Raw genomic sequence first — 3,552 nt, forward strand, 5'->3', positions numbered from 1 at the left:
GGTCATAGTCGCCAGTTGCCACCACGACTTTAGGCGCCCTGCCCGTGCCAAGGTCCATGCCTTCGAGGGCCTTCAGGTCGGAATATTTCTCGCTCGCAAGCGCCCTGAGGGGGGTGAGGTAGACCGCCTTTTTTCCGCTCATTATCACCTTTGCTATTGCCATCATGGCTACAAGCGTCTTGCCTGACGCCGTCGGGGTAGTGACGAGCACGCTCTTGCCGTCCAGTATGCCGGCGGCAATTGCCTTTTCCTGCGGCGGATACAACGAACTGTAGCCGAGGCTGGCGAGCATTGCACCGACCGTGCTGTCCTGCGACACTGCCATTATCAAAACCTGCCGAGTTTTTAGTGTAGCTGGCGCAGCTGTCCGGAAAGCCACTTTATGTACGTCCGGCGCGACTCTCGGACCTTTATGGCCTGCGCGCACAGCCCCTTTACCGCCGGCCTGTTGCGCAGCCACCGGCCCTTTTGCCAGTGGCGCAGGATGTAATACGGCTGCTCGTCGAGCATTTCTGCCGGCAGCCTTGCAACTGCCCATATGTCGCACGCCTTTTCGCCGTGCGGGACGCCGTTGCCCTGCAGCAGGTGCGTCAGCTCGTGTGCTATAGTCATGTTGCCGACGCTGGACTGCAGAGAAATTTGCTTTTGCCAGCTGCGCGCCGTGCCAAGAACGTGGCCCCTGCAGATAAAGCCGCACGTGATTGCCTGGCCGCGCAGTTCAGGAAACAGCGAATAGACGCTCAATACCCGTTCTTTGAACTGCGGGCTGAATTTTGCTTCGGCTACGCTTGTAAAGCGGATCAAGCCTTGGCCCAAAAGCCGGGCCTTCTTTCGTATATCCTGCCTTCGCGGGAGAACTTGTTTATCTGCGTGCGCGCCTCTTCTTCAGAGAACCGGCCAGTCTTGCCAAGCTCGGCCAGCAGGTTCTTCTCCTCGACTTCGTTGTTGTCCGGGCCGGACAGCGCGGTAAAGGTCTCCATGAAGAGCTTTTGCTTTGACACCTCGGACTGCGGCTTGCCGTAGAGCACTCCCACGTCCATCTTGCCGGTGTTGACGTCCACGCCGGCCGTCCTCAGCATCTCCCCTACGAGGTAAATCGCGCGGTTTGCGTCATCCGCATCTACTTTATCCTTTAGCAAAAGCCTGGCGCGGGCAGTGGCCAGCCTCACCAGCCCTTCGAGCTGCCTTGGCGTCACTGTTATCATCCCTTCGGATTCTGTGCGCCTCATTTCCATGTAGTAATTGCGGATTATGTCGATGGCTTCCTGTGTCAGGGCGGGCTCCCGGTTCTTTGCATAGGCGAGGTACTTGCTGTAAAGGTCGATTTCTATCGCAGGCTTGGCTGCTCTTTCGATGTCCTTGTGTATCTCTAGTATGTGGCTCGCTATCAGGTTGTCCTTTTCCTTTTCCGGCACGTCGCGGACTATGAATATCAGGTCAAACCTTGTCAGCAGCGGGATAGGCAGGTTCACGTTCTCGGTGATGTTTTTGTACGGATCGTATTTGCCGTACATCGGGTTTGCCGCTGAAAGTATCGACGTCCTTGCGTTCAGGGTCGCGACAATCCCGCCCTTTGCCACCGAGCAGGTCTGCTGCTCCATCACTTCGTGCAGGGCAGACCGGTCCTCCGGCTTGATCTTGTCAAACTCGTCGATGCAGACAAGGCCCTGGTCGCCAAGGACGACCGCGCCTGCTTCGAGCATCATTATCCCGGACTTGTCGCGGATTACGGCCGCGGTAAGGCCTGCCGCGGTAGAGCCCCTGCCGGACGTATAGAGGCCGCGGGGCGCTATCTTGGCCGCGAATTTCAGCATCTCCGACTTTGCCGTACCCGGGTCGCCTACCAGGAGCACGTTGATGTCGCCCCTGCGGGTCGAGCCGTCATCCAGTTTTTTCGTCACCGACCCCACAATCAACAGCAGTATTGATTCCTTGATGACCTCCTGGCCGTAAATGTGGGGCGCAAAGGACGCGACCAGTTTTTCATAAGCATCGGGCTTGCTGCCTATGGTCGTTATCTGCTTTTCGTCTTCTGCGCTTATCGCCACTCGCTCGACTGTCCGGGTGTCCTTGCTGCCGGCCCTGCCGCCGAGGTACTCGATGTTGTTGCCCTCCATCCTGAGCCGGAACAGGCTGGTCTTTACCTGCGGCGCCAGCTGCTCTGCCTCTATGCGGATGATGCCGGTGAGCATTATCCTGTCGCCGGGCCTGCACTGGTCTACAAGGTCGCCCATGACCGTCACTTCGACGTAATGCGGCAGCTGCCCCGCCGGCAGGTCCTCCGGCAGCTCTTGAAGGCGCACCATCTGGAAATCGATGAATATGCTGTTCTGCGGGTCCATGTCGAGCTCTTTTTCGCCGCACGCCGAGCACTTCATCGGCTTTTTCAGCACCAGCCCTTTCAGCACAGTCTCGGTCACGACGCTGCAGTTGGTGCACTTGTACGCCACTTTCTTGGCAAGCGGCTTGACCTCTGACGACCTGACGACCATGCCAGACACGCTCACCAGCTTGTCTATCAGGTCGGCGTTGATGTCGCGCAGCCCTTTCTGGACGGTATAGTTGCCTATCCTGACCTTTATTTTATCACGAATTTCCTGCTCATAGTCGGGGTGGATCTCTCGCAGGATGGAAAGGGTCGCCTCGTTGAACGCCTCGAGCATCTCGTCCGGCTTGTGCGTCAGCTGCTTGGCAAGGTCGGGACTGAACGAGTCAAAGTCGATATAGTCGATTACCAGCGACTGGTCGTTTGACGCCATCATGTCGTTGATGCGGTTGAAATAGCGGTAGTTGCCGTCCCTGCCCTTGAATGCCTGCAGAAACTCCCTGAGCCTGTCGGCCAGCGCGGCTGTCGTAATCTGCTCAGCCAAACTTTTTCAGCACGCCCCTCCTGAATTCTATTGACGACTCGTGGATGGTGTTGTAAAGCTCTTTTTCCTCTGCCGCCAGCTTGCCTTCAAGCTCGGCTGACAGCGGCGACGCGGCCGCCAGCTTTACTATTTTTTCAAGCCGGGAGGCGACAAACGTGTTGAGCGACACGAGCAGGTTCTCCCGCTCGCGCTCTTTGACTGAATCAAGGTAGTCGTTGACGCGGACGTAAAAGTCGACGTCGATGCCCGACAGGTCGTGCGGCCTGGCTATCCTTTCGCGGTTGAGCGTCCTTGAAATATAGCCGGCAGAGTCGGCGGACTGGACTTCAATGGCCCCCTGCTCTGACAGTATCTTGGCGACCCAGCGGGGGAGCGACGACATGTCGCCTTCCTTGGCGTCGATGGCGACGTTGCCCACGCTCATCTTGACGTCTTTTTTGTACGATATGCGCACGTCTTCGTTCATGTAGCCGATCTGGTAGACGCTCCGGACAGCTTCGACATTGGTTTCCGCGGAGGCATCGGCCATTGTAGGTAAGAGGAAGCTTGTTCTCACTTATTTCTTTTGCAAGAACAAATCTTGTCAATCTTTCAGCTAGCAGATGCGAGCTTGCGTAGGACAAGCTTTTCTCGGCAGCAAGATATTAATTCATTAAAAAGGTTGAAGTGAAGCGTGTCCGCC

Annotated in this window: 4 protein-coding genes; all 4 read right to left on the bottom strand. The window is 57.0% G+C overall.

The features are described from left to right. The coding region (locus tag ACREAY_RS10700; RefSeq protein ID WP_431755759.1) for a DEAD/DEAH box helicase at positions 1 to 325 on the bottom strand (325 nt) is incomplete at its 3' end. A gap of 20 nt (positions 326 to 345) precedes the next feature. After that, positions 346 to 804, bottom strand: a complete 459-nt coding sequence (locus tag ACREAY_RS10705; RefSeq protein WP_431755760.1) for a hypothetical protein — start codon at positions 802 to 804, stop codon at positions 346 to 348. Then, a complete protein-coding gene (locus ACREAY_RS10710) occupies positions 801 to 2,870 on the bottom strand; it encodes a minichromosome maintenance protein MCM (protein ID WP_431755761.1) in 2,070 nt (689 codons plus the stop codon). The genes ACREAY_RS10705 and ACREAY_RS10710 overlap by 4 nt, the downstream gene beginning before the upstream one ends. Further along, positions 2,863 to 3,399 carry a hypothetical protein gene (locus ACREAY_RS10715; protein ID WP_431755762.1) on the bottom strand — a complete coding sequence of 179 codons (537 nt, stop codon included), beginning with the start codon at positions 3,397 to 3,399 and terminating at the stop codon, positions 2,863 to 2,865. The genes ACREAY_RS10710 and ACREAY_RS10715 overlap by 8 nt, the downstream gene beginning before the upstream one ends. Positions 3,400 to 3,552 lie beyond the last annotated feature (153 nt).

Source organism: Nitrososphaera sp. (assembly GCF_050748925.1).
Taxonomy (GTDB): Archaea; Thermoproteota; Nitrososphaeria; order Nitrososphaerales; family Nitrososphaeraceae; genus Nitrososphaera.

Excerpts from the sequence above, each read along its gene's own strand:
- ACREAY_RS10715 (WP_431755762.1), bottom strand. The coding sequence starts at position 3,399 with ATGGCCGATGCCTCCGCGGAAACCAATGTCGAAGCTGTCCGGAGCGTC.